General features: G+C 75.0%; 2 protein-coding genes and 1 pseudogene. All 3 read left to right on the forward strand.

The annotated features are described in order from the left end of the window. The coding region (gene mdcG, locus F3J18_RS37120; protein ID WP_166917146.1) for a malonate decarboxylase holo-[acyl-carrier-protein] synthase at positions 1-641 on the forward strand (641 nt) is incomplete at its 5' end. 68 nt (positions 642-709) lie between these two features. Next, positions 710-1519, forward strand: coding sequence for a triphosphoribosyl-dephospho-CoA synthase MdcB (mdcB, locus tag F3J18_RS37125; protein ID WP_166917148.1), 810 nt, complete (start codon positions 710-712; stop codon positions 1517-1519). Then, positions 1516-1795: pseudogene (locus F3J18_RS37130) on the forward strand (malonate decarboxylase subunit epsilon); the annotation flags it as partial. The gene mdcB and the pseudogene F3J18_RS37130, both read left to right, overlap by 4 nt.

Genomic DNA, 1795 nt, shown 5'->3' on the forward strand with positions numbered 1-1795 from the left:
TGGCGGCCGGGGCTGTCGATGCGGCCGATATAGTCGATGCGGCCGCGCGGCCCGTGCTGCGTGACTGGGCCGTGCGCGGCTGGCCGTTGATGGTGCGGCGCCCGGGGCCCTGCGACGCGGCCCGTCCCGGCGTGCCGCTCGGCCTGCCGCTGCCGCCCTCGCTCGGCAAGCGGCGGATCGGCGTGAGCCTGGCGGCCGAGGCGATCGTCTCGATCGAGCGGCCGCCCGCGCTGGATTCGTTGCATGAAGTCGCGCCGCCCGCCTGGCGCGCCACGCTCGATGCGCTGGAGGCGATCACGCGCCGTCACCGGATCGTCTGCCGCGCGTTCGGCAGCCTGGCCTGGCAAGGGCTGACGGGCTTGCCTTATCTTTCCGCGAATTCCGATCTCGATCTGTTGTTCGAGCTGCCGCCCGGCTTCGATGCCGCCGGCGACGGCTTGGCGACGCTCGCCGCCATGCTGGATGACGTGGCCGCCTGCGAGGCCGGTGCGCCGATGCGCATCGACGGCGAGGTGATCCGCGTCGACGGCGCCGGCGCGAACTGGCGCGAACTGCAGGCGGGGCAGGACGAGGTGATGGTGAAGACCGCGACCGAAGTGCGGCTGCTCGCGCTGCGAGATTTCCTGGCGGGGGCCGCATGATGGGCCGCCCGCGCTTGCGCCTGCCCGCGCCCCGCCAGCCGGATCGGCCGGCCGAGGGGCCCGAGGCGATGATCGGCGCCTTCGCCGAGCGCTGCCTGCGGCTCGAGGTGGACACCTGGCCGAAGCCGGGGCTGGTCAGCCGCGTCGACAATGGCAGCCATCTGGACATGAACGCCGGCACCTTCGCGCGCAGCGCCGCCGCGATCGGCCCGTACCTCGCCGAACTCGCGCGCGCCGGCGCCGAGCGTCGCGAGATGGCCGCGCTGCGCCGCATCGGCCTGCGCGCCGAGCACGCGATGCTGGCCGCCACCGGCGGCGTGAACACCCATCGCGGGGCGATCTTCGGGCTGGGCCTGCTGTGCGCGGCCGCGGGCCTGCGTCATGCCCGCTCGCCCGGGCTGCCCGCCGCGTCGACGCTGGGCGACTGGGTGGCGCGGCAATGGGGCGCCGAGATCCTGCTTGGGCCCCGTCCATCCGACAGCCATGGCGAGATCGCGATCCGTCGTCACGGCGTGGGCGGCGCGCGCCAGGAGGCGGCCGACGGATTCCCGAGCGTCTACCGGATCGGGCTGCCCGCGCTGCGCGAGGCGCGCGAGTTGCGGCCCGGCGACGAGGCGGCCGCGCGCGTGCAGGCCTGCTTCGCGTTGATCGCCGAGCTCGACGACACCAACCTGCTGCATCGCGGCGGCGCCGAGGGGCTGGCCTTCGCGCAGCGCGGCGCGCGCGAATTCCTGGCGCGCGGCGGCGTGGCAGCGAGCGACTGGCTCGCGCGCGCCGAGGCCGTGCATCGCGCCTTCGTGGCGCGGCGCCTCAGCCCGGGCGGCGCGGCCGACCTGCTCGCGATGAGCCTGTTCGTCGACGGCTTCGAAGCGCCATGACGATCGCGCTGCTCTGTTCCGGGCAAGGCCAGCAAGGTCCCGACATGTTCGACTGGATCGGCGAGGATGCGACGGTCGAGCCCTGGTTCGCCCATGCCTCGCGCTGGTTCGGCGCCGATCCGCGCGACTGGCTGCGTCGCGCCGACGAGGATGCGCTGCGCGCCAATCGCGCCGCCCAGCTGCTCTGCACCCTGCAGGCGCTGGCGGCCCACGCGCGGCTCGCGCCGCTGCTGCCGAGGCGGCGCTGCGTGGCCGGCTACAGCGTCGGCGAGCTGG

The sequence above is a fragment of the Burkholderia sp. Ax-1720 genome (assembly GCF_011753035.1).
Taxonomy (GTDB): Bacteria; Pseudomonadota; Gammaproteobacteria; order Burkholderiales; family Burkholderiaceae; genus Burkholderia; species Burkholderia gladioli.